The organism is Parachitinimonas caeni, assembly GCF_030129945.1.
Lineage (GTDB): Bacteria > Pseudomonadota > Gammaproteobacteria > Burkholderiales > Chitinimonadaceae > Parachitinimonas > Parachitinimonas caeni.
This window is the reverse complement of the sequence record NZ_JARRAF010000024.1, coordinates 1-20,923: the sequence shown is the minus strand read 5'-3', so window position 1 is coordinate 20,923 and position 20,923 is coordinate 1. Positions and strand designations below refer to the sequence as shown.

The following is a 20,923-nucleotide window of genomic DNA, read 5'->3' as shown; positions in this document are numbered from 1 at the left end:
CGGGCATCCCTCGCCATGACCGCCCGCTCAGGCGACTGCCAACGCCTGTTCGAGATCGGCCAGAATGTCGTCGATATGCTCGATACCGATCGACAGCCGCACCATATCCTCGCTGACGCCGGCCTTTTTCAGTTCATCGGGGTTCAACTGGCGATGGGTGGTAGAGGCCGGATGGGTGGCCAGGCTCTTGGCATCGCCGATATTGACGAGGCGGGTAATCAGCTTGAGGGCATCCTGGAACCGCGCCCCGGCCTCGCGGCCACCTTTGACGCCGAAGGTCAGCAAGCCGGAAGCCTTGCCGCCGAAGTAACGATCCACCAAGAGGCGCGACGGGCTTTCGGCCAGACCGGCATAGTTCACCCAGCTCACCTTGGACTGGCCTTGCAGATAACGGGCCACTTTCAGCGCATTTTCGCTGTGGCGTTCCATCCGTAGCGCCAGTGTCTCCAGCCCCTGCAGAATCAGGAAGGCATTAAACGGCGACAGCGCAGCTCCCATATTGCGCAGCGGCACGGTGCGGGCACGGCCAATGTAGGCAGCTGGCCCCAGCGCATCGGTATAGACCACGCCGTGGTAGCTGACTTCCGGCTCATTCAGCCGGCGGAAGCGCGCCTTGTGCTGGGCCCAGGGGAACTTGCCCGAATCAACAATGATGCCGCCGATGCTGGTGCCATGACCGCCAATATATTTGGTGAGCGAATGCACCACGATGTCGGCCCCATGCTCGAATGGCCGCGTCAGGTAAGGGGTGGCTACCGTGTTGTCCACGATCAGCGGCACGCCGCCCGCATGGGCCACTTCGGCAAACGCGCCGAAATCCACCACATTGCCCAGCGGATTACCAATCGACTCGACAAACACCGCCTTGGTCCGCTCATCAATCAGGCCGGCGACGGCGCCCGGATCATTGGCATCTACAAACTTCACCGTAATGCCGTATTGCGGCAAGGTGTGGGCAAACAGGTTGTAGGTGCCACCATACAGGGTGCTGGTGGCGATGATATTGTCGCCCGCTTCGGCAATGGTCAGGATCGAATAAGTAATCGCCGCCTGGCCCGAAGCCAAGGCCAGCGCTCCGATGCCGCCTTCCAGCGCAGCCACCCGCTGCTCCAGCACATCGTTGGTCGGATTCATGATACGGCTGTAGATATTGCCGCTGACCTTGAGGTCGAACAGATCGGCACCGTGCTGGGTGTTGTCGAATGAATACGCTGCGGTCTGGTAGATAGGCACCGCTACCGCACGGGTGGTGGGGTCGGGACTGTAACCAGCGTGGATGCTCAAAGACTCGAACTTCATCGTTGCAGGGCTCCTGAACAGGTTGGAGCCCAGACTCTAGCATCAAATATTTACCCGATTTGACACGGCAGGCGCTTTTTGTGCGACAGCCGCCCCGAAGCGGTCGGAAACCATCAAATTTTCTGCAAAACCTCACGGCCTTGCCTACACCTTATAGGGGCGCCCCAGGCTCTGTTGACGTTTTGTTTCCGGTCGCGCCGGGCCGAGTTTTGGGGCAGGGCGAGGCAGGGTGAGTGAGGTTTAGCGAGCTAAATAAACGAACCCTAACGACGCCATGACCCAAAAATCGACCCGGCCCGGAGGGTTTCGCCGGGTTTGGGCCTGCTGCCGCGTTAAAAATCGCGTGGCTTACCACTAAGCGGCGCGCTTTTTGCCTTGCTTCAGGCCCAAATCCGACGAAACGCGATCCGGAAATAAAATGTCAACAGAGCCTACAACCAACCGTGAAATCCTGTAGTGCCTGTTTGCGACCCAAAAGGCTGCCCCAATCGGGCCGCTGTGTCTCAAACGGCATGCCAGCGATATCTCACGCTCCCTGCCTGCCCCTATCACTCAGGAGGTCCGAATGCCGTTTTCCGGAAATAAAACCTATGGCTTCTTAGCGCTGACTGTAACCGAAGTTGAAGGAACCCATACTTCAAGTTACTCGGGTTTATCTCATTTCAATTTGATCGGTAGCGATGGCAACCGCAATTATCAGGTCAATATCGACTCTCAAAGCAGCAGCTCACCCAATGTGATGATGATCAACACCACGGTGAGCGCAAAGGACATGCAAAATATCATCCTCGCTCCGCTGAGCCCGTTTTCGCCAGGCTTTCTGCCTTTGCGGAGCCAACCCGGCAGCGGCGCACTCGACCTGATACGCCAGAGTGAATTCACCAATGTGGTACAGGCTTTGGCGGAGTGCTCACCGGCCTCCGCAAACCAGATCGGCTCGCAGTTATCCGCCGCGCTGACAACCGGCGCGCAATTGCTGGTCTTCGGGACTTACTACGACGATGAGGATGATCAGTACCGTCAATCCAGCAGCTATGGCCATAGCCGCTATCAAGAAAACAGCAGCCTACCGCCGCGCGGCATGGATGATGTGCATCTGAACCAAGGTACGCCGTCATCGCAACACCAAAGCGCGGATAACGGCATCTATCAGGATGGGGCACTGTTCATCCTGAATCAGGATGGCAGCGCCAATGCGTTTTTCTTCATGTTCTCTGGCCAGTGCCTGCAAACCGACAATAACGGAAACTGCCAGGGGAATTGCTAGCACTTGCTTATAAGCTACTGACCAAAAAAGGAAAACCTGAATGCGATCGCTTCAGGTTTTCCTTGAAACCCAAGTAGTTACTCTGCCGCATCAACAAAGCCTAAGCCCCAAACCGCCGCTTGAACGCCTCCAGCGTTTCGTCGGCGGACCGGCTATAGATGGCGAACACCACCCGGTCGAACGCGGTTGCAAAGCGAGGCGATTCCAGCCAAGTGGCAAAAGCGTCTGCGACCATGGCCGGGTCGTTCTGAAATACGCCACATCCCCAGGCCCCCAGCAGCACTGTGCGATGCCCATTGGCGGCGGCCACTGCCAACACCAGCCCGGCCCGACGCCGCAGTACCGTTTCGATCTCCTGCTGGCGATCGGCCTCCTGCCTGCGCACCACTCCGGCATTAGGTGCCGGGGCCGTAATGACCGAGGCCAGAAATACCGTGTCCGGCTGGTCGCAGCTCCGTGCACGAAACCACGGCACCTCCGGTGAGTAGATCAAGTGATCGGTGTAGAGCGCCGACGGGTTCTCGCGATTGGCCTCGTAATACTGGCGCTGCTCAATCAGGCAAGAATAAAGACCCGAGCAGCGGCACAAGTCTTCCTCCTGCGCTTTGGCACCGTTGATAAAGCCACCCCCCGCGTTACGTGCCGAAGCAAAGTTGAGGAGAACCAGATCATTCACTCCTTCGGTTTCGACCAGCCGCCGGGCAGCTATCTGAGTCGTCTCATCCGTCACTTCGACGCTGAGCGGGCCCGATGGCGCTGAGGCAGGCTCTTCCAGTAGCGCCAGCGCCTGGTTGGGCGTGTAAAGACGGGTGTGCTGCACGGCACGGCTCAGTGCCGGTTGCAACGATATCTGCCGGCCATCCGGCGCCAGAAAGCCCCCGGCAGCCAGGACGTCCAGTGTCTGTGCCGCAGTTTCTTTGAGTGACACGCGTCACCTCCAATCCAAACAAATCAAATCGAATCGAATCGAATCGAATCAATACTCAATGCAACCCTGCCCCCCCAACAAGCGTCAAGCCGACACCCGGCGCTTAACTGGCAGGTGTCGGTGAGCGTTGCTCAAGCCAGCAGCGCACCACATGCGGCACTTTGCTGGTAGCAGTACCGCGCAGAAAGCGGTAGCCCCAGGGCACATCCATCGGCTCCGGGCCGATAGCGTACTTCTCGGCATTCTGCCGGGCGTGCCGCAACAGCCCCGCCGCTGGATATACGGTCAGCGAAGTCCCCACGACCAGCACCTTGTCGGCGGTCCGGAAGTGCTCGGTCGCTTCGGCCATATGCATAACGTCTTCGCCGAACCAAACGATATGGGGTCGCAACTGGCTGCCCAATTCGCACCGATCGCCAAGCAGCAGCTGCGTACCCGGTATGGGGTAAATACGCGTGGCATCTGCCGTACTCCGCGCCTTGCGGATCTCGCCATGCACATGCAGGATGCGGCTCGACCCACCCCGCTCGTGCAGGTCGTCGACATTCTGGGTAATCACCACAACCTCAAATGCCGACTCCAGCTCGGCAATCGCCAGATGGGCTGCATTGGGTTCGGCACCGACCACCCCCTCCCGGCGTTCGTTATAAAAAGCCAGCACCGCCTCCGGATTCAATTGCCAGCCTTCTGGCGAGGCTACCTGCTCTATCGAATACTCACGCCACCAGCCGCCCATATCCCGAAACGTCTTCACCCCACTTTCGGCACTGATACCGGCCCCCGTAAAGACCACAATCTTTTGTTTTTCCATTTTTTATCTACCAATTATTTAAATCGGCCACCGCCATCTCAAAGCATTTTTGGCCATGTGTTCGGTGAAACTACCAATAAACGGCGGGGACAGCCAGCCTGCCGGTACGGGCCTGTGCATGAGATGTAATGCAACCCTTGGAGCGATAGAAATTTCCCAAGATCCGCACAGCAGATTCTACAAACCGGTATCACTAAATCAGATAGTGCATTCCATATATCCATCAAACTCAGAAGCACCTGTTAGATGAGTATGCAGCAGGGCGTTTTAGGTGAGTAACCCCATATCAGATACCCAGTCGGGGCTTCTTATCGTGAATGTTTTTACCCCTTTTCACATGCGATGCGGATACTCTCCTGGATGCGGACCATGACATTCAGAACAATCAATCAATCTTTAGTTCTATTTTCAGGAACAATTAATCATCCCCATCAACCCAATTGCTTGGTAATTTTCACTTTTATTTTGTAGTATTCATTACAAATCAATATCTTATACAAATTCATTTATCATACAGACAAACAATCCTACAGAATGGCAAATATACTATTGGCGAAATCCTTATTTACTGATAAATTTCGCATCGCTATTCATTACACTGAATAACAGGCAACGTTTAGTCCGCATAAATAGGAATCATCACATGAAGTTCAGCTCAATTATCAAATCCGCACTTATTGGCCTAACCGTAGCAGCTGCAGCTCCCGCTGCCATGGCAGCGGTTACCGCAGGCCAAATCAATTATCTGAATAGCTTATATAATAACGGCCTTGGCCGTATTGCCGACGCAGGGGGTATGGCTTTTTATATTGAAAAGCTCAACGAGCAGGTTTGTTCACAAGCACAGGCCGCATCGCTAGCCAGCACCTTTTTTGGTTCGCCTGAATTGCAAAGCCAACACCTACCCTCTTCCGAGCTAGTTAATCGTATATTTGTCTCTATATTAGGTCGCGATCCGGCAGTTGGAGAGCTTCTCTATTACTCTCAGTTCGGTGCTTCAAGCACCATGGGGCCAAGCTTGGACCCCAAAGTCTCAACCACCACTTTCTCGGCTGAAACCCTGGCCTCCCTTGCCAGACAGTTTGTCTACACCGACGAGTTCAGGACCCAACGTCTGCCCGCATACTGCAGATAAGCAGACAGACAATACCGTCTGACAAAGCCCCGCTCTGGAATTCCAGAGCGGGGCTTTTTGCTTTGGTTCATACAAGGCCACAAAAACTCAATTTGTTATATAAAGAAGAACGCATTGTTATTTAATTTAAAACAATTAAACGCCATTGCAGGAAAGTGGTAATTCTTGGCATTGCAAATTAAATATCCACGTAATATCAATTAGTTACAAAAACACCATGCAATCAAAAGAAAAACCCATAAACATACTCTTGGTACAGACAAGATTTACTGGTAAATTTGAGTCCGTTGCCTAAAGCAACAAACAACTGGCAACTTCAAATCAAATTATCAGGAATTGCAAAATGAAACTGAATACCTTTATCAAATCGACATTAATTGGCCTGACTGTTGCTGCCGCAGCACCTGCTGCAATGGCTGCTACACAAGGTCAAGTTGGCTATCTGAATTCTTTATATGAAATTGGCCTGAATCGCGCTGCTGACGCAGGTGGCATGAATTTTTATATCAACGCTATCAATTCTCAAACCTGCTCGCAGTCGCAAGCAGCCTCGCTGGCCGCTGCTTTCTTCGGCTCTCAAGAGCTGCAAGATCAGCACTTATCTGCGGTAACCCAGATTAACCGTCTGTACCGCGCAGTTCTCAAACGCGACCCTAGTGCCAACGAGCTGCTGCAGTGGGCAGCTCATCCAGGTGCCACTTGGGATTCCCAGTACACGATGGTGACCTTCAAGGCAGCGCCTTTGGCTGATATCGCGCGCTTCTTTGCCAATTCGGAAGAATTCAAAGTCAACCGTCTGGGCACTTACTGCAACTAATCGACGCTGTCCCATCGTTTAGTCAGCTGCGCCTTGGCAACCCCATCCAGACCCGTCTGGATGGGGTTTTTATTTATGCCATTGCCGCGTCGGTTGATGTGCAAGGGCTGTGTGTCTCGCCCCCTCCGAACCTTCTACACCGAGCGCAGAATCCCACCATCCACCCGAATCATTGAACCGGTCAGATAAGCGGCCTGCTGGCTGGCGAGAAAGGCAGCCACCGCACCGAATTCGTCCGGCGTGCCGTAGCGACCGACCGGTATCGTGGCTTCTTTACGTTGCCTGACCTGACTGCGGGTTTCGCCACTACGCTGGGCGGCCTGTTCGTCAAGAAACTCGGTACGCGCCGTCGCAATTTGGCCCGGCAGCAGAAAGTTGACGGTAACGCCATCTCGGGCGACTTCAGACGCCAGCGTTTTGCTCCAGCCCACCAAAGTGCTGCGCAAGGTATTGGACATCGCCAAGATCGGGTTGGGTTCAACCACCGATGTCGAACCTACCGTCAGCACTCGGCCCCAGCCCCGCTGCCGCATACCGGGTACGACGCGGTCTGCCGTGCGGATCAGCGACAACACCATTGCGTTGAACTGCTGCAACCAGAGTTCGGGGGCAATGCCGGAAATGGCTGCAGGGGGTGGCCCGCCGCCATTATTGAGCAGGATGTCGATCTGGCCGCCCAGGCGACTCTCAGCCTCGTCGATTGCTGCCGCCATGCTGGCCCAATCGTTCAGATCCCCGATAACCGGGTACGCCTCGACCGAGTATTGCTCACGCAGCCGCTCGGCCGCCGTTTCGAGCGCATCATGATCGCGCGACAGCAGTGCCAGATTTACGCCTTCGGCGGCGAGTGCCTTGGCGACACCCCATCCCAGCCCCTTTGCGCCACCCAAGATCAGCGCCGTCTTGCCTCGTATTCCGAAATCCATCTCCCGCTCCTCAAAACCAATCTGAAAATGTCTGACACGCACCATGCGTTGCCATGTGGGTATCTTGAGCTGACGCCCCAAGGCTGACAAAAGGCTTGTTTGCAAGGGATGGATGAGTCTGGCTCATGCGAGCGCTTCCGACTGCAACCAGTCGCAAAAGGTCAGCACCGCCAGTGCCGGCGGGGATTCAGGTAGCACCAGCCAATAACCCACTTCGCCGCGCAGGCACCACTGGGGATAGGGCTCGACCAACTCCCCTTGCTGCAACACCAGACCAAGCAGGCTGCGCCGGCCCAAGGCTAGCCCCTGCCCTTGCCGCACCGCCTGCAGCACGATGTTGTAATCGGTCAGCATCAGGAATCGGGCGGAGGATAGATCGACCCCCGCCACTGCTGCCCATTGCAGCCATTCATTGCGCGGTAAGGGTTTGGTCGCCAGCAGGGTGAATTCGCCAAGCCGGCTGCCGGCCGGTGCTTGCTGCAGGCGTGGCAGGTCGTTGGGGAGGCATACCGGTGTCAGGGTTTCGTCAATCAGCTTCTGGCACCTTCCCCCTGGCCAGTCCCCATAGCCGTAGCGGATGGCCAGATCGACACCTCCAGCACCGACGGTCGCCATATCGAGCGCCGGTTCGAGAATGATCTCGATCTGCGGATAGGCCGCTTGAAACCGTGACAGACGCGGCACCAACCAGTAGGCAGCAAACGATGGCAGCACACTCACGCGCACTTGCGCGCGCTCGCACTCTCGCGCCTTGCGGGCCGCCTCAGCCAGCAGATCAAAACCCTGGCGGGCGAGCGGCAGCATGGCCTCACCCGCTGGTGTCAGCGCCAGGGCGCGGGTCAGGCGTACGAACAGAGCTTGCCCCAGTTCTTCTTCAAGTTGCCGGATGTGATGGCTGATGGCGCTCTGGCTGACATGCAGCTCTTCAGCCGCTTGGCTGAAACTCAGATGCCGCGCCGCCGCTTCAAATGCACGCAGGGCATGCAGGGAGGGCAAGTATCGCTTCTTCATTCGCTAATTGTCGCGCAAACGGACCGTACAGGCGGAAGCACCGGAACCAATAGCCACTGCCAGCCCTGTTCGATAGAAAAATTTAATGAATATTAATGGATAGAAAGTCCCTATCTATCCACTTACTCGATGTAGCGTGCAGTGCCATTGAAAAGGTTGCGTTGAGATGCACCCTGCCCTGCAGGGCCCATCTCAACACCACTTTTATTCATTAATTAAATTAGCAGGAGCTTCCATCATGATGAAAATCGCCCCCACCCTGATCAGCCCGAGTCTTATCCAGTCCAGCCAGTCGGTTTCCAAAACCGAATCAACGGTCGGCGTATCGAGTGAAAAGCCACCACTAGACCCCGACCGTGTGCGCGAAGTCACTTTTATCGGCGTCGGCAGCAGCATTGCCTATGCCCTGAACGAGCTGAACAGCCGCCATAGCGGCGCAGAAGCTGATGCCCCGCTACACAGCAAGGTCACCATCATCGGCCAGCAGGATGCCTGGAAACCGGAAGTACGTGGCACCGGCTATATCAACCATCAACATCAGATCATCGACCAATGGGGTGACCACGCCCCGAAATATGATCCGACATATGCCGATCGCGGTGAGTTTTCAGCCAGCAATGACGCGCAGATCAAGCAATCGCTGGATTTGGGGGCTGAACATCTGAAGCAGGGCATAACCGGCATTACCAGGAACACAGAAGGCGAATTCATTATTGCTCTCGACAACGGCAAGTCGGTTAAAAGTAAACAGGTGGTCTTGGGCATGGGCGCCGGTCCGCATTCGAGCATCTGGGGGGAAAGCACCGATCCAACCGCCACAGAAAAGCGCTTCGACAACATTACACTCAACGACAAGCCAGCCTTGCACAAAGGCGGCACGGTTATGGATCTGGATGAATTCATGCGCGCCAGCGATACAGACCCGGATCGCTTCAAAGGTAAGCATATTGTCGTACACGGCCCCAATGCCGGCATCGACGCAGTGGAAAGAGCCGGTGAGTTGGGCGCGGCCAAGGTGGATTGGATGATTCGCAGTACCAAGCCAGTATTACTTGACGGCAATCAGCTGAAGTACGCTCCAGCGACCGCGAAAGATCATCTGGTTAGTGTCGACAAGTTGAATATCACACCGAAGGAAGACGGCGGCGTCGTGCTTGAATTTTCCGAGCCCGTTGCCAGGAATGCAGATCCTTCCACAGCAAAGAAGGGGAAAATCGAAGCGGACTTTTATGTCTATGCACTCGGCCAGGATCCGGACAAACCCGGTACAGTCGGTCACGTCCTGAAAAACCTAATCAGAGATCACGAACTCGAACGCAAACTCGAACGCAAACTCGAACTCGAACTCGAACCCGAACGCAAACTCGAACTCAAACACGAACTGGAACGCGAACGCAACAAACTCGAACTCGAACCCGCATACGACATGGATCAGGTGTATTCAGACAAACCTTATGAAACCGTGCTGGGCCTGCAGACTGAAGGTTCCGGCAATGGCAATGGCTTGCTGGTAGTAGGCGCCTCTGTCAACTCACTGGCACCACGGGTCGCGCATAACTATCTGGATAAGGCCACAACCCGCATACATGAGACAACCCACTCCCTGGGGCTGACCCAGGCCGATACGCTAGATGCGGCGGTACAAAGCAAAGCCAGTCGCGAGGAAATCACCCAGAAGCTGGCGGCGGTTCGCGTGGCACTGGGAGAAGCACCAGAGCCACATGCTCTGGCCAGCTTTCAGGTACTGGCCAACCAGGTCCGTGACTTCCTCGACGCACGTGACCACCTGTCCAATCCGAAAAACAGCGTGGCCGCAGCCGTCGAAAATCAGGTCAAGACCGAGGTTGCCTCGGTTGTCGTGTCACCCCAACTGGGTACGGTCAAGGCGTCATCTGCGGGGCTGACCGGCCACATGCCGGGCTACATTGCCAACGGTGAAGTCAACTACACCTCGGATAACCGGACGATGCTGCGCGCCCATATCGCAAACGAGTTCGACAATATCACCAATGAACAGGCCAGCCAGTTCATTGAAGAGGCCATTGAAATACGGCGCAAGACCGGCTCGGAGTTTGTCGCGACCGCCACCGACCGAGTCATGAACGGCGAGATTTTGCCGCTACTGAAAAACAATCCGGAAGGCAAGGGCCTGGAAGCGTTGGCCAAGCTCGGCGTCAAACCCGCCACGACAGAAACCCTGCTCGCTTTTGTAAAAGCCGGCAAAGACGCGGAGTCGAGCGAGGGCGTGTCATTGGTTGAGCAGATCAGGCAGGAGGTCAGCGCGCACTTCCAAAGTCAGCCCAAGCCGGTACTTGGCACGCCGGAGAAAGTCACCGATGGTTATGAAAGCGAGTTGGCCCGGCTCGACCAAGGTGGCGGCAATACCACATTGACCAAGCACTGGGCTTGATACCCGCCAGACAAAGCGCCACCGGCAAAGGTGGCGCTTTGTATTTCGCCGTTTCAGCATCTCCGGCATTCGGTTCTTTTCGGTCGGCAGACTACCGACGATGGCAGTAATAGCCGGCAATCTGCCAGGCGCGGAAATACGCGATGGGCGGCGTAAATCCGGCTTCCTCCAGCAGCGCTTGCAGGCGCAGCGCCGGCAGCGGGTAGATGTCCGTTTCGAGTTTGGAGAAGTCGAGCGCCACCGTTTCTGGATGACTTCGGCTCGCCAGCTGCTGCCGATGCCAGATGGCAATCTGCTGCGCAAACACCGCCGAATCGCGCTCCCCTTCCATATCGGCCAGCAGCAAAGGCGCGCCCGGATGCAGACAACCCGCCAGCTGGCGCAAATAAGCCAGTTTGGCCGCTTCGCCTGCCACAAAATGCAACACCAGCAGGGATAAGGCTGCATCGAAACACGGCGCAGACTCCAGCTCGGCATCCAGCCCTACCCTGCCCGCCCGGAACGATACCCGCTGCGCAATGCCAGCGGCCTCGGCCCGGCGCTGTGCTTCCTCCCGCATCGGGGCCGAAGGCTCGACCAGACAATATTGCCAGCCCGGATTGGCAGTGGCCGTCTCGATCACTTCCTGCCCGGTCCCTGCTCCCGCCACCACAATCTTTGCCTGCACCGGCAACAACGCTTGCAAGGTATGGCGTGACAGCTCGTGCAGGAGCAGATAGCCGGGTATCAGCTTACGGATTTTGTGGTCATAGATTGTGGCGTAGTTCTGGTCGAATTCGATGGGCATTGGGGTTCCTGGTCTTGCAACAAAGGGGGCGGGGGTGATTGTGCATCTGTCTGAAGGTATTGGTTGCAGCAACCCTGAAAAAAAAGCCACCCCTCGCGGGATGGCTTTGAAGAAAGACGGATGAAACCGGAAAGCCGGGAAGCTTACCAGCTGAACTTTACGGTGTACTTGCCATCGGCTGCACCGAAACCGCCCTGATAGTGCTGCACGGCAATGTAGTAGGTCTGGGCCTTGGTGGAGGTGTTGGTCGTTGACACACGATCCGCTTCGCCAGGGCCGTTTTCGCTGCTCTTGAGCAAGGAGCCAGACGCGCTGTAGAGGTAGACGTCGTAATCAGAGTCGCTGTTTGGCGCCATGGCAACAGACAGTGTTTTGCCGGCTGGCAGCTGCACCGAGTAGTAGTCCAGATCGGCGGTGGTGCCCATGGTGGCGTTCAGGGTTTTCGGTGCCGTCACCGCATTGGCCGCAAGCCGGCCATCGTTGGGCTCGACCTCGCTCGAACCCGAGGGTGGCTGAACGATTTCACCCTTGATCGCCTTGACCGCGCCATAGGCGTCGAGCATGCCGCTCCCGCACTGGTCGCACGACGCAGTGAAAGGACGGGCCGATGACTTAAGTGCACTCACAACTTCATCTGCTGTAGCCGATGGCTTGGCGGCCAGCATCAGCGCGGCGACACCCGCAACGTGCGGGGCGGCCATCGAGGTTCCGGCCATTGTGGTATAGCCATCTTTCACCGGATCTTTGGTGCCAACGTCCACGGTAGACAGAATGCCTTCCGGGTCATTCTCAAATTCCCACTCGCCGCCCGGCCCGGCCAGCGCAATCTTGGCACCGTAGTTGGAGTAGGAAGCCCGAGCGCCACTTTTGCCGTAGGCCGCTACTGCCACGACACCTCGGCAGCTGGCGGGGGTGAAGCCCGAAACATCCATTGAAGAGTTCCCTGCGGCAACGACAACGATCGCCTTGTTGGCAATGGCTTTGTCAATCGCCTCCTGATAGGTCTGGGTTTCGGTACACGAGCGCTTGCCACCGAGCGACAGGTTGAGCACGCGAGCTGGCGTGGTGTTTGTCGGAATATCCGGCACTTCACCACCAGATGCCCAAACGATAGCGTCAGCGATATCGGACGTCGCGCCACCGCACTTGCCCAGAACCCGCACTGGCAGGATCTTGGCATTCGGTGCGATCCCCGCTACGCCGACGCCGTTATTGGTCACCGCAGCAATGGTGCCGGCAACGTGTGTACCGTGCCAGCTGGAATCCCGGGCGCTAGATCCGGGTTGGCATTCACCGGAGGCCACCCAGCTACCGGTATCGCGGGCGTCGTTGTCACGGCCATCGCCGTCGTTGGCACGAGTGGCTTCGGTGATCATGTCGTAGCCAGGTAACACGTTTGCCGCCAGATCGGCATGAGGGCGGTAGCCGGTATCAATCACCGCCACGACCACCCCACTACCGGTGGAAATATCCCAGGCTTTGGTCAGGTTGATGCCTGTTGCGGAATTTTGCATGTCCCACTGATCTTTCCAGCGCGGATCATTAGGGGCGGCAGCCAAGGGCTGCATGATGTAATCCGGCTCGGCGTAGGCAACGTTCGGATCATCCTTGGCAATCTTGGCGGCCATGGCGGCCACTTCTTCAACGGTACGACGGCGGTCAAGCTTGATCACCTGTGCGCCCAGACCCGTCGTACGCTTGAACGCGGTAATGGCACCAAATGGCTGCAGCGACGTTTGCAGCTGCGTCATGCGCTGCGCACGCACAGTAGCGGCGGCGGTTTGGGCGCTGGGGCTGTTCAGTTGTTGCAGGGAAAGGCCGCTGGTGCGGTACTTCACGATCAGCTGATCGGTGTGGGTGCCCTGTTGTGCCGCAGCGGCGGCAAAGCCTTGTTCCGCATGGGCAGCGGTTGCCATCAAGGCCAGAGCTACAGCGATGCCTGTCTGACTCAGTCGGGCGACAGGCTTATTTGTATTGAATTGCTTCATTTTAGAGTTTCACCTTTGTGCTTTGCGCCGGGGCTCCACCGACGCCAAGTAATAGCCACACCCCACTCAGAAACGTGCTGAGCGATGGCGAGGAGCCTGGTTATTGTGTGTATTAACTGGGTAATCCCGCCTGGCGGGAACGGTCTGCGGGACGGCGCGGGCAACAGGCCTTTTGGGCGTGCATGCGCTTTCAACGGTGGCGGCCGGGGCCCTAGGTCTTGGGCTGGCACTCAGGCTCTATTGAGATGGATTTTGCATGGCAGGTTGTGCGCAAAACCCATTTCAACAGAGCCTCATCACCTCGCAACAAATTTGTGCCTATACGGTAGCCCGATTTGCGATGTGACAAAATTCTCCAACAGGCGGATTTTTCGAATTTGCTGTTGTGCGCCGCAATGGCCGCCATCAGTTGATGCCAAAACAATGAAATTTACAATTTTAATCAAATAGAAACATTATTCAGACAGAAAATCTGCACATACCCCATCAGGCCTGAAGCCCTCCCTCTCCCAGGCCGCCAAGTCAGCCAATTGGACTAGTATCGGGTCATCTTGCCCGGCAGGCTCTGTTGACATTTTATTTCTGGACGCGCCCGGTCGTTTTGGTGTCAGCAACGATAAGCCTCAAAACCGGCCCAGCCATGGCGCAGGCGATATCGCCAATGAAAAAAGCCATCCCGCAAGGGGATGGCTTTTCAGTGACGACAGGATTGGGAACGGCTTACCAGCTGAGTTTCAGCGAGTATTTGCCATTGGTGCTACCTGTGCCACCTGAGTAGTACACGACCTTCACATAGCGGGTAAGTGTAGAAGAGCCTGTGTTGGCCACCGATACGGTGTCGGCACTCCCCTTACCGTTCTCGCTGCTGCCGATCTGTGAGCCTGCGGAGTTGTATACATACAGGTCGTAATCCGACGAGGCGTTTGGCGTCATCACCGCTTGCAGGGTTCTGCCTGCGGGCAGTTGTACCGAGAAGTAGTCCACGTCTGTGCTGCTACCCATGGTGGCGCTCAAGGTTTTGGGCGCGGTGACGGCATTGGCAGTCGCTAGCGTGTTGTTCGACTCGGTTTCGCCTGTGGCTGGTGGATCAATGATATCCCCCTTGATGGCCTTGACGGCGCCATAGGCATCGAGCATGCCGGCACCGCAACCCTGGCAGGAAGCCACGAATGGCCGAGCCGACGACTTGAGCGCAGCAATGACCTCGTCCGGCGTGGCGCTTGGCTTGGCAGCGAGCATCAGGGCGGCAACCCCCGCGACGTGCGGAGCAGCCATCGAAGTACCCTGATAGTAGATGTAGTTGTCGCTACCCGGACCTTTGGTGCCGCTGTTGAGCGTAGACAAAATGCCGTTCGGATCGTTGGCACTGTTCTGGGCGCCGCCTGGTGCCGCCAGGGTGATCAAATTACCGAAGTTGGAGTAATAAGAACGGCCACCGGTCTTGTCGTAAGCGGCCACCGCAACCACACCACTACAGTTGGCCGGGCTGGCATCGCTGACGTCCATCGAGTCATTGCCCGCCGCAATCACGACCACGGCGCCGTTGGCGCGGGCGGTGTTGATGGCTGCCTGCGAGGTGCTGTCACACGGGCCGGAACCGCCCAGCGACAGATTCAACACCCGCGCTTTGTTTGGATTGGCAGGCAGGCCGGCAACCGTGCCGCCGGATGCCCAGATCATGGCATCGGCAATGTCCGAATCGTAGCCACCGCATTTACCCAGCACCCGCACCGGTACGATTTTGGCGTTGGGTGCAATCCCTGCGACACCCACGCCGTTATTGGTCACGGCTGCAATCGTGCCGGCCACATGAGTGCCATGCCAGCTGGAGTTGTGTGCGCCATTATTGGGTGCCGGGCACTCGCCCTGTGCCTGCCAGTCACCCGGATCGCTGGCATCACTATCCCGAGCATTGCCATCTACGGCTACGGCCGTATCGTTGATCATGTCGTAACCCGGCAGGATATTGGCAGCCAGGTCGGCATGCGGACGGTAACCGGTGTCAATCACCGCTACATTCACACCGCTACCGGTAGAAAGATCCCAGGCGTTGGGAACGTTGATGCCGATGGAGGAATTCTGCAGATCCCACTGCTTGCTCCAATTGGTGTCGTTTGGTGCAGCCGCCAGCGGAAGCTTGATCCGATCCGGCTCAGCATATTCGACATTGGGGTCATCCTTGGCGATCTTGGCAGCCATGGCAGCGACTTCCGCCAGACTACGACGCTTGTCGAGCTTGATGACCTGCGAGCCAAGCCCGGTGGTGCGCTTGAGTGTGCCGATTGCGCCAAATTGCTGCAGGGCGCCTTGAACCTGGCTCATGCGCTGGGCCTGCATGGTCGCAATCGCTGTATCGGCGCTTGGGCTGTTGAGCTGCTGTGCAGACAAGCCGCTATTGCGGTACTTCACAATCAACTGGTCAGTATCGATTACTGGCTTGGTGATACGCTGGTCAGCCTGTGCGGTAGCCGCTGCCAGAAAGGCCAGGGCTACAGCGATGCCTGTCTGGCTCAGTTTGGCCGCAGGCTTATTGGTTTGCTTCATGAGGACTTCTCCTTTGTCATCGCGCCGGGGCTCCACCAGCGCTAGGGGTACCAGCACCGCCCGCCATCCGGATAGACAGCAGGCGATACAGAGCCTGGGTTGTCCGATCATCACGCAATATCCAGCGGTCATACGACAGGAGACTCTTTGGCGGCCTGATGCCTGTGCATGCCTCTATTCATGCCAAGCCTCTGATTCATCGTTATTTAATGGCCAGACTCTCCCTGTACGACCGCCATGCGCGGTGACAGTCAGCGTTACGGTATAACGTTTCCAGGCCTTGCGATATTGTCCAACAGAATGAAATTCCGGCTCTTCGCTTGTGCAATGCAATGTCTGAATGCAGGCGGGTTAAGGTCGGGCCCTGTACTGGTTGAAAAGGCAGAGAGCACGCCCTTTTCCGGGGGGGAGTCGCGACAGGGCAATCCTCAGTGAAGCCCTGATCATCGGCAGTTGAGGTACTAGGCCGATCAGGCTAATCCGGTCACGCATACTTTGCCAGCCAACCGCCGCACGGCGATGGACAAGCGTTTTTATTACAAGGAGATAGGCACGACCAGCCCGACCGGGCAAGCAACGCGGGGCGCCGAAAGGCCCCGCACCAGGCCATGAATTTGACGCAGCAGTGCATCATGACGCCAACCGCAGCAGAACCTAGGCCGGCTCGATCCAGAACATTTCGCTGCTGCCGCTAAAGCCCAGGCTTTCATACAGAGGTCGGCCGATCTTGGTGGCGTGCAAGGCGGTCACGGTAACACCCGCCGCCCGCGAGGTGGCCAATCCTTGCCTGACCAGCGCCGACGCCAGTCCTTTGCCTCGGTGCGCGGGCTCGGTGTAGATATTCAGCAGATAGCCACGGCGGGTGCCGGCATCCAGCGGATGGGGCGGCCAGGACAGCCAGAACATGCCCAGACCAGCCACTGGCTCGCCCTGATGCTCAATCATCCAGCCAAAATATTCCCCACGCGCCAAAGCTGATTCCAGCCAGGGGATGAAGGCGGTATTCATGGCCTGCATCCGCTCGTCATCCGGCCAGCCGGCCTCGGTAAACATGCGGTAGCGCTGAAGACCAATCCGCTCGACATCAGCCGGATGGACCGGACGCATCAGGTATTCAGGGGGGAGATCCGGTTGCTGCATTTTGCCCTCGATAGCGGTTCCGAATGCTCCAGCTTAGGCCCTGCCGGCCTACCGCGCACAGGCCCAGCACAGCCATTGCGCGTGACCCTGTATCGCTTGGTCCATCAATACAGTGTCCGCAAGCTACTGCCCCGCACGCCGCCAGGTTCTATTGACGTCAGATTTACAGAACCTAGTCGCCAGACCGTACTACGCCAATGCCAGACACCGTTTTGCTGATCTTGCCGGGATTGCCGTAATAGGTCAGCGAGCCGATGCCATCGACCTTGGCGGAGAGTGAATCACTGGCGTAAACACTCACCGACCCCACACCTGACAGCCCGACCACCGCCTCACGGGACTTCAGGGCCGAGAAATCCAGCGCGCCCGTTCCTTTGGCAACAACGTCGAATTTATCCACCTTGCCCGTACCCGACACCAGCCCAGCCCCCATGTAGTTCACCGAGAATTTCTCACCCTTCAGCCCGTGAAACGCCGTCTTGCCAACACCGGCATGGCTATAGGCACGCAATTCCGGCACGGTGACTTCGATCTTCAAACTGTTGGTATTCTTGACATGCACGTCCTGGCGATCCTTGAAGCGGATCACCAGCTGATTGGCTTCGACCAGCGTTTCAATCACCGGCAGCAGGTTTTCGTCGGCCTTGATGCGAATCGAAGGGGCAGCACCGATGCTTACATCCAGGTTCCATGCGCCTTCGCTGCGGATAGCCTGAAAATCCCCCAACTGCCGGTTTTGTTCCGCCAGTTTGCCGTTGCCCTTGACGGTTTCAGCCTGACAGGCCAGTGAGGCCAGGGTGGCGGCGATGAAGAGAAGTGACTTTTGCATGGGGATCTCCGATTAGGTTCTGTTGCTTGATTTGTCATCCCTCCTTTTACGGGCATTTGCACAATTCGGGCAAGATTGGCACGACACAATGCAGATAGGGCCGATGGAATGCAGCGATCGGCCCCTGGGGTGGGTGACGTTTTAACGCCGGGTATCAGGCACGGCAGCGCTTGTCTTCGCCCAGATATTGCCAATCGGCGTTGCTGGTCTGGCTACCTGGGAAGGCCGCATAGGGCCCGGTTTTCCGCGCCTTGAAGTAGCGGTGACGCCCGGTTGGCGCGTGGTAGTGGATAAACACCTGCCCCAAGGTGGCAACGCCTCTGTCCTGCCAGCGCCCGCAAGCCCGGTAGTTGAGTTCGAGCACACTGTCGATCAGCCCGCCCCCCGGAAAGTCGGCCACGACAATGCCAACATAGCTGGGCCGGGTGGCCTGAATATATTGATAGGTCAGCGTATTCGTGCCCTCGAAAGCAATCGTGCAGATGCCCCAGAAGCAGTTGACGCGCGGAAAGTCAGGGTAACTGCCGTTCCAGCCAGGAGTGGTCAGCCCCGTCGCCAGACGCGGCGCACCGGTGCCAGGGCTGGAGTGGCCGCTCGCCACAAAATAGGGAAAAGCACCAGTCGAGCCGGACAACCCGTTCAGAATGCTGCCAGTGCTGGCATTGGCTGCCGCCAGCCGCAGATTGCCCTTGACCTTTTCCCACTTGTTATACAAATCCCAATTGGTGTTGAGTACCCAGGGGTTATCTCCCTGAAATGAATCCCCTTTCAGGCCCCAGGTTTTCTCGCCGGCAAAATTCTGCACAAAAACGATCTTGCCGCGGGTTTCTCCAAGAATCGGTTTCTGGCTGGTGGGTAACCAGATATATCCCGCGTAGCGGGTGTGATACTCGGCAAAAGTCTGCTCGAAACTGCGGCTGTTATTGGCGGGGGTATATTCTTCCTGAACATTTACCAGCAAGGTTTCACCAGGATGCCTTTTCAGAAAATCAACCATGCTATTGAGGACATCCCCAAACATGGTCTTCTGGTAAACCAGACCGTGGTGAATCGCAAAAGTATTCTGGATATGGCGGCATCGAATATCAAAATACCGGATGCCTGATTCCATTTGCACGGGTAGCGACGCACTTTGCGTTTGCACTATATCGCCACCATAAAACGACATCGTGTCATGCGTGCCAGGAATCGACATCAGCCGCAATGGTGTGCTGTCAGGCACGACGCTCATCCAGTCTGGATTGCGGTACCCCGTATCGGCATCGTGGGAATAAGCCGGATGCAGGTGCGCCTGTGCGATGGCGGGCAACAACGCCAATGCCATGAATAGCCTTTTGATTGTCAGCATTTATTTTCCTCGTCTCTTCCATTTTCTGCCGATTCAGTCATCTGAATCGGGCCACGACCAATGTAAGGCAGAGGAATCTGGATCGACAATATTCAGCCATGCATGGTGTTGGCGCTTATCACGTCCAATTTATTTCGCCATCCATTATTCATACAGAGGATAAAAATCAATCAACCATTCATTCAGCGCCTGATTTCAGCATTACAAATCCACCTTTCAGGCAATATTCCTGACCACCCCTCGGGCATTCGAATGCCTTTATTGCATTCCAGATTAAAACTGTTTTTATCCGGGTTACATGCCCAAAAAAATAAACGGGCCTTTCGCCCGTTTATGGATACCGATTCGCAGGACAAAATCTGATTATTTGCCTTCCGGGTCGTAACGCCAGAATTTAACCTGCTTGAATTTGGCATCGTTGGCCCAGGAATCCCAAACCGTTTTGTCGCCCACACTCTTCGCGCCAGCCCAACCACCAAGCGATGTGGACATCGCACGCGCATACAGGCCACGCGGCGGCATCTTGATGGTCTTGCCATCCTTGGTGTAGCTGTATCCGCCTGCGGGTTTCATCTCGCCGGGGTAAACGGCAATCACATGGCCATTGCCGCTTTCCGTCTTGCCCCCTACCACCAGAATCCCCTGGTTGGCCAACCCGGCCAGCTCGGCCGGCTGCACCAGCTTCCACTTGGGCGAACCTTCCAGAAAATGCACAAGGGCGTTGGCAGTCATATAAGGTTGGTCGGGCACATACTCTTTGATAACCGCCCAAACCGCGTGGCTGCAGGAGCCAGGATGCGCGGCGGCAGCGGCTTCTTCGGCGCCCTTCAGTTTGCTGACTGCGATTTCGAAATCATTGGGCATTGCATCTTCTCCTTGAGGTCGGGATCAATCGTATCGGCAACCAGATACTTGCCTTGCCGGGCATTCCAGTTCAGATCGGGCAGACGGTAATCGCCACCCGGTGTCGGGTCTTTGACCTGCACCTGAATCAGCCCTGGCAGCGCGCCTTGCCATTTTCCGTAATGCAGGATCAGTTCACGGGGCTGCTCGTCAGGATAAAGCTCGGCCAGCTGGCCAAGGCATTTGCCCTGGCGATCCAGCAACAGCGGACGTGGAAAATTCTCCCAGGGCGCAGAGTCGGGCTGTTTTTCGTAGTATTCGATGGTAAAAATCGACACCAGCGTCACCGCAGCCTTGCCGCCGCGTTTGGCCAGCGGGCAGGCCTTGGTGTGCGCCAGATAAGGAATCCAGGCCTCTGGGAGCTGACGGATCAGGCTCTCGCCAACCGGCTTGCACTCGTTCTGCGACAATTTCTGCATGGGGGCCGCAGTCGCAAACCCGCTGGCGACCAGCAGCCCGAGGGGGAATAATCGCAATAACATCTTCGTTGGCTTCCTTTGACACGAATCTGTTGACAGGATTACAGCAGTTTCTCAAAGCAGTCTGACCATCTGTTGCGTATTAGGCTCTGTTGACATTTTGTTTCCGGTCGCGCCGGGCCGAGTTTTGGGGCAGGGCGAGGCAGGGTGAGTGCAGTTTAGCGAGCTAAATAAACGAACCCTAACGACGCCATGCCCCAAAAATCGACCCGGCCCGGAGGGTTTGGCGGGGGGGTGGGGGGGGGGGGGGGGTTTTTAAAAGTTGGATGTTGTGGAGAATCGGGCGGGGTTTTGCTTTGGT

General features: G+C 56.8%; 17 protein-coding genes. 4 read left to right on the top strand and 13 right to left on the bottom strand.

What is annotated here, in order from left to right; translation table 11 throughout:
* Positions 1–27 precede the first annotated feature (27 nt).
* On the bottom strand, positions 28–1,299 hold the full coding sequence (locus PZA18_RS17120; RefSeq protein ID WP_284102092.1) for an O-acetylhomoserine aminocarboxypropyltransferase/cysteine synthase family protein: 1,272 nt from the start codon (positions 1,297–1,299) through the stop codon (positions 28–30).
* A 565-nt stretch (positions 1,300–1,864) separates the two neighbouring features.
* Here PZA18_RS17120 and PZA18_RS17115 point away from each other — a divergent pair.
* Entirely contained in the window at positions 1,865–2,566 is a 702-nt protein-coding gene (locus PZA18_RS17115) for a DUF2278 family protein (protein ID WP_284102091.1), read from the top strand.
* A 100-nt stretch (positions 2,567–2,666) separates the two neighbouring features.
* Here the strand turns inward: PZA18_RS17115 and PZA18_RS17110 are convergent, their stop codons facing one another.
* Together PZA18_RS17110 and PZA18_RS17105 are read right to left on the bottom strand one after the other, a co-directional pair.
* A complete protein-coding gene (locus PZA18_RS17110; protein ID WP_284102090.1) occupies positions 2,667–3,494 on the bottom strand; it encodes a TIGR02452 family protein in 828 nt (275 codons plus the stop codon).
* A 103-nt stretch (positions 3,495–3,597) separates the two neighbouring features.
* Positions 3,598–4,305 (bottom strand): SIR2 family NAD-dependent protein deacylase, encoded by a 708-nt coding sequence (locus tag PZA18_RS17105; RefSeq protein ID WP_284102089.1) that lies wholly within the window; start codon positions 4,303–4,305, stop codon positions 3,598–3,600.
* Positions 4,306–4,948: 643 nt separating this feature from the next.
* Between PZA18_RS17105 and PZA18_RS17100 the strand changes: the two genes are divergently transcribed.
* Both PZA18_RS17100 and PZA18_RS17095 read left to right on the top strand, forming a co-directional pair.
* Complete coding sequence (locus PZA18_RS17100) at positions 4,949–5,440, top strand: DUF4214 domain-containing protein (RefSeq protein ID WP_284102088.1); 492 nt, start codon at positions 4,949–4,951, stop codon at positions 5,438–5,440.
* Positions 5,441–5,783: 343 nt separating this feature from the next.
* A complete protein-coding gene (locus tag PZA18_RS17095; protein WP_284102087.1) occupies positions 5,784–6,257 on the top strand; it encodes a DUF4214 domain-containing protein in 474 nt (157 codons plus the stop codon).
* A gap of 134 nt (positions 6,258–6,391) precedes the next feature.
* Here PZA18_RS17095 and PZA18_RS17090 read toward each other — a convergent pair whose 3' ends face one another.
* Positions 6,392–7,183 carry an SDR family oxidoreductase gene (locus PZA18_RS17090; protein ID WP_284102086.1) on the bottom strand — a complete coding sequence of 264 codons (792 nt, stop codon included), beginning with the start codon at positions 7,181–7,183 and terminating at the stop codon, positions 6,392–6,394.
* 123 nt (positions 7,184–7,306) lie between these two features.
* Positions 7,307–8,194 (bottom strand): LysR substrate-binding domain-containing protein, encoded by an 888-nt coding sequence (locus PZA18_RS17085; RefSeq protein WP_284102085.1) that lies wholly within the window; start codon positions 8,192–8,194, stop codon positions 7,307–7,309.
* Between the two features lie 238 nt (positions 8,195–8,432).
* Here PZA18_RS17085 and PZA18_RS17080 point away from each other — a divergent pair, with 238 nt between their 5' ends.
* Positions 8,433–10,604, top strand: a complete 2,172-nt coding sequence (locus tag PZA18_RS17080; RefSeq protein WP_284102084.1) for a restriction endonuclease — start codon at positions 8,433–8,435, stop codon at positions 10,602–10,604.
* A gap of 91 nt (positions 10,605–10,695) precedes the next feature.
* Here the strand turns inward: PZA18_RS17080 and PZA18_RS17075 are convergent, their stop codons facing one another.
* From PZA18_RS17075 to PZA18_RS17040, 8 genes are all read right to left on the bottom strand, one after another.
* Positions 10,696–11,391, bottom strand: a complete 696-nt coding sequence (locus PZA18_RS17075) for a class I SAM-dependent methyltransferase (protein WP_284102083.1) — start codon at positions 11,389–11,391, stop codon at positions 10,696–10,698.
* Between the two features lie 143 nt (positions 11,392–11,534).
* Positions 11,535–13,379 carry a S8 family peptidase gene (locus tag PZA18_RS17070; protein ID WP_284102082.1) on the bottom strand — a complete coding sequence of 615 codons (1,845 nt, stop codon included), beginning with the start codon at positions 13,377–13,379 and terminating at the stop codon, positions 11,535–11,537.
* A 720-nt stretch (positions 13,380–14,099) separates the two neighbouring features.
* Positions 14,100–15,923, bottom strand: a complete 1,824-nt coding sequence (locus tag PZA18_RS17065) for a S8 family peptidase (protein ID WP_284102081.1) — start codon at positions 15,921–15,923, stop codon at positions 14,100–14,102.
* Positions 15,924–16,577: 654 nt separating this feature from the next.
* The gene (locus PZA18_RS17060; RefSeq protein ID WP_284102080.1) at positions 16,578–17,063 is read right to left on the bottom strand and encodes a GNAT family N-acetyltransferase; all 486 of its coding nucleotides are present in this window, start codon (positions 17,061–17,063) and stop codon (positions 16,578–16,580) included.
* A gap of 172 nt (positions 17,064–17,235) precedes the next feature.
* A complete protein-coding gene (locus tag PZA18_RS17055; protein WP_284102079.1) occupies positions 17,236–17,892 on the bottom strand; it encodes a head GIN domain-containing protein in 657 nt (218 codons plus the stop codon).
* A 154-nt stretch (positions 17,893–18,046) separates the two neighbouring features.
* Entirely contained in the window at positions 18,047–19,240 is a 1,194-nt protein-coding gene (locus PZA18_RS17050; protein ID WP_284102078.1) for a phosphatidylinositol-specific phospholipase C, read from the bottom strand.
* A 363-nt stretch (positions 19,241–19,603) separates the two neighbouring features.
* Positions 19,604–20,104 carry a hypothetical protein gene (locus PZA18_RS17045; protein ID WP_284102077.1) on the bottom strand — a complete coding sequence of 167 codons (501 nt, stop codon included), beginning with the start codon at positions 20,102–20,104 and terminating at the stop codon, positions 19,604–19,606.
* The gene (locus PZA18_RS17040; protein WP_284102076.1) at positions 20,068–20,625 is read right to left on the bottom strand and encodes a hypothetical protein; all 558 of its coding nucleotides are present in this window, start codon (positions 20,623–20,625) and stop codon (positions 20,068–20,070) included. The genes PZA18_RS17045 and PZA18_RS17040 overlap by 37 nt, the downstream gene beginning before the upstream one ends.
* Positions 20,626–20,923: the final 298 nt, after the last annotated feature.